Annotated in this window: 3 protein-coding genes; all 3 read left to right on the top strand. The window is 74.7% G+C overall.

Annotated features, from left to right (window positions below; genetic code table 11):
* Positions 1-568 precede the first annotated feature (568 nt).
* The 3 genes from AB8Z36_RS34065 to AB8Z36_RS34055 are packed head-to-tail and all read left to right on the top strand — an operon-like array spanning position 569 to position 3,527.
* Entirely contained in the window at positions 569-1,699 is a 1,131-nt protein-coding gene (locus AB8Z36_RS34065; RefSeq protein ID WP_369217256.1) for a GNAT family N-acetyltransferase, read from the top strand.
* Between the two features lie 46 nt (positions 1,700-1,745).
* A complete protein-coding gene (locus tag AB8Z36_RS34060) occupies positions 1,746-2,963 on the top strand; it encodes a DegT/DnrJ/EryC1/StrS family aminotransferase (protein WP_369217255.1) in 1,218 nt (405 codons plus the stop codon).
* Between the two features lie 27 nt (positions 2,964-2,990).
* Positions 2,991-3,527 carry an SRPBCC family protein gene (locus AB8Z36_RS34055; protein ID WP_369217254.1) on the top strand — a complete coding sequence of 179 codons (537 nt, stop codon included), beginning with the start codon at positions 2,991-2,993 and terminating at the stop codon, positions 3,525-3,527.
* Positions 3,528-3,563 lie beyond the last annotated feature (36 nt).

The raw sequence follows: 3,563 nt of genomic DNA, 5'->3' as shown, positions 1-3,563 counted from the left end.
GGCCACCCCGGCGGTTGGGCCCCGGGCTGCCACGGAGGTTGAAGCGCGGGGTGCCACGGCGGTGCAGGGGCCCCCCCCCCCCCCCCCCCCCCCCCCCCCCCCCCCCCCCCCCCCCCCCCCCCCCGGGATCTGCCGCCACGGCGGTGCAGGGGCTGGACCGCCACGGCGGCAGATCCCAGGCCGCCACGGCGGTGCAGGGGCTGGACCACCACGGCGGTGGAGATCCCGGGCTGCCACGGCGGTGGAGATCCCGGGCTGCCACGGCGGTTGAGCCCCGGGCTGCCACGGCGGTGCAGGGGGTGGACCGCCACGGCGGCAGCCCCCAGGCCGCCACGGCGGTGGAGATCCCGGGCCGCCACGGCGGTGGAGATCCCGGGCCGCCACGGCGGTGGAGATCCCGGGCCACCACAGTGGGGCAGAGGACGGGCCGGTCGGCGCTCTTGACACATGCGTACGGTTTCGCGACCTTTGAGCCCCGCCGCGCGACGCGCATTCGGTCACCGGCCGTGGACGCGGCGGCGACCGGAGAGCAGGCAGGGCGCGGCAGCGCCAGTGGGGGGAGCGGCAGGTGCGGATCACCATCCACAGACCCGGCGAGCTGAGCCCCGCGACCCGCGCGGCCTGGCACCGGGCGATGGACGAGTCGCCCGAGTACGCCAACCCCTTCCTGGCACCGGAGTTCGCCGAGGCCGTCGGGCGCTGCCGCGGCCGCTCGCTGGTGGCGGTCCTGCGGGAGAACGGCCAGCCGGTCGGGTTCCTGCCGTACGAACGCAACTCCTTCGGCGTCGGCCGGGCCATCGGCCTCGGTCTCTCCGACTGCCAGGCCCTCGTGCACCGCCCCGGAGTCATCTGGGACACCGAGGAACTGCTGCGGGCCTGCGGCCTCTCCGTCTTCGAGTTCGACCATCTCGTGGAGGAGCAGAAGCCTTTCGGCGCCTACGTCACGGGGACGTTCGCCTCGCCCGTGCTCGACCTGCGGCCGGGCGACGGCGACTACGCGCGCTGGCTGCGCGCCGCCTACCCGAAACTCGCCAAGACGACGCTGAAGAAGGAGCGCCGCCTGGGCCGCGACCTCGGCGGGACGCGGTTCGTCTACGACGAGCGGGACCCGGCGGTGCTCAGAACCCTGATGCGCTGGAAGTCCGCCCAGTACCGCAGGACCGGACGCATGGACCGCTTCGCGCGGCCCTGGATCGTCGACCTGGTGGACCACCTCTTCCAGGTCCGCCAGGAGCACTTCACCGGGGTCCTCTCCGTGGTGTACGCGGGCGACCGCCCGGTGGCGGCCCACTTCGGGCCGACCTCGCGCACCGTCTTCGCCGCCTGGTTCACCGCGTACGACCCGGAGCTGAGCTACTACTCCCCGGGCCTGATGATGCACCTGCGGCTGGCCGAGGCGGCGGCCCGGCGCGGGGTGCGCGTCATGGACATGGGGCGCGGCGAGAAGACGTACAAGGACTGGCTCAAGACACGTGACCTGCGCGTCGGCGAGGGCTTCGCGACGCGGCCACACCCGGTGGCGGCGGCCCACCGCATGTGGCGCAGACCGGTGCGCGGCCTGCGGAACACCGTCCTCGCCCACCCCGGCCTTCGCGAACCCGCCGACCGGCTCCTGAAGACGGTCGGCACCCTGCGGACGACCGGCCGCACGGCCCCGGCCCCCGGCGACAGCCCGGCCGGACCGCCCCGCAAGCCCTGAGCCAGCCGGTCCGAACCCCTACGACGGCGATCGAGCGGAAGGCGGGATGTCCATGCCGTACGGCGCACGGCTGGCCGAGGAGATGACCCGGCGTCTTGGCCGCGAGTGCGTCTACACACCCTCGGCCAGGCTCGCCCTCTATCTGGCGCTGCGGCGCTGGTGCAGGCCCGGGGCGCGGGTGCTGATGTCACCGGTGAACGACGACGTGATCCTCTTCGTGGTCCTCGCGGCGGGCCTGCGCCCCGTACAGGCCCCGGTCTCCGCCTGGGACGGCAACATCGACCCGGCCGCCGTACCGGAGTCGACATGGCGCACCGTGGACGCGGTCCTGACCACGAACCTCTACGGAGTCCCGGACCGCGTCGTCGAACTGCGGGCGCGCTGCGACCGGCTCGGCATCCCGCTGTTCGAGGACGCGGCGCACGCCATCGGCACGTGCGTCGACGGGCGGCCGCTCGGCACGTTCGGCGACGCGGCGGCGTTCAGCCTCTCCAAGCATGTGGCGGCGATGGCGGGCGGTTTCCTCGCCGTCGGCGACGCACGCACCCGGCGGGAGCTGGAACTGCTGCGCGACGAGCTCCTGACGCCGCGCAGGCTCCGCCACGACCTGACCACCACCCTGCGCCCGCTGGCCCGCTCGGCCGTGCGCTCCTCGGGTCTCGCCCGACCGGTGTGGCGCACGATGCAGCGCCTCGGCCTGCTGGAACGGGACTCCTTCCGGATGGATCTGCGCCCGCGTCAGCTCGCGCGCTCGGCGTACCGGGCGCCCAGCCTCGCCGCGTACGAGTCATGGGTCCGCGTCGATCTGCACGGCTTCCGCTCCCGGCACGGCGCCCTGGTCCGGGGCCAGCTCAAGCTCCGCATGGACCGGATCGACGCCGACCTCGCCCGCCGCCGCATCGGCGTCTCGCTGCTCGGCGGCACCGCCTGGGCCGGGCAGGCGCTGCGCGACCGCTCGGCGCGGGAGGGCCCGCTGCCGCTCTTCCGCGTCCCGCTCCTGGTCGAGGACCGCGACGCCCTGCTCGACCGCCTGGTGGACCACGGGCTCGTCTGCGGCTACGTGTACGACCCCCCGCTCGACGACTACGCGGGCGCCGAGTTCGTCGAGCCCTCGCCGGACCCCGGGGCGGCGCGCTGGTTCGCCGCGCACACGCTGCCCGCCGATCCGCTCCTCGCCCGCCGGGTCATCAACGCGCTGACCAAGGAACGCGCCCGTCCCGCGCGGCCGCAGAGGGCACTTCCCTCGGTCCTTACTGGCGGGTAATGTCGGGGGCCCAGGAACGGAGACTCCATGGCCCGCACGTTCACCGTGTCCCGCAGCATCGTCGTCGAAGCGCCCGCGTCGCTGGTGTACGACCAGGTCAGCCGCCCCGCGCAGATGGGGCGGTGGAGCCCGGAGAACCTGGGCGCGACCCTCGCCGACGCCGACGCCGACGCGCCCGCCCGCGTGGGCCAGGTCTTCGAGGGCCACAACAAGCGCGGGCCCGCCCGCTGGACCACGCGCTGCACGGTGACCGAGGCCGACCCCGGCACCCGCTTCGCCTTCCGCGTGCACGCCATCGGCCTCAAGCGCCCGCGCCTGCGCGGCCCCATCGCCACCTGGGAGTACCGCTTCGAGGAGACCGGGAGCGAGCGGGGGGAGCCGGGCGGTGCGACGCGGGTGACCGAGACCTGGACGGACGACCGGCGCGCGTGGCCGACGTTCGTGGCCAACGCCTTCGACCGGATCGCCACCCGGGGCCACACCTTCGCCGCCTTCCAGGCAGGCAACATCGACCGCACCCTGCGCAACCTCAAGAAGGAACTGGACGGGGCGGCCAGCCGCTGAGGCCCCGAATCCCCGAGGCCTTGGAATCCCCGAGAC

Source organism: Streptomyces flavofungini (assembly GCF_041028215.1).
GTDB classification, from domain to species: Bacteria; Actinomycetota; Actinomycetes; order Streptomycetales; family Streptomycetaceae; genus Streptomyces; species Streptomyces flavofungini_B.
Note: the sequence above shows the minus strand (reverse complement) of the source record. Positions and strands in the feature narration are given on the sequence as shown.

Coding starts and splice junctions, on each gene's coding strand:
- AB8Z36_RS34060 (WP_369217255.1), top strand. CDS start 1,746: ATGTCCATGCCGTACGGCGCACGGCTGGCCGAGGAGATGACCCGGCGT.
- AB8Z36_RS34055 (WP_369217254.1), top strand. CDS start 2,991: ATGGCCCGCACGTTCACCGTGTCCCGCAGCATCGTCGTCGAAGCGCCC.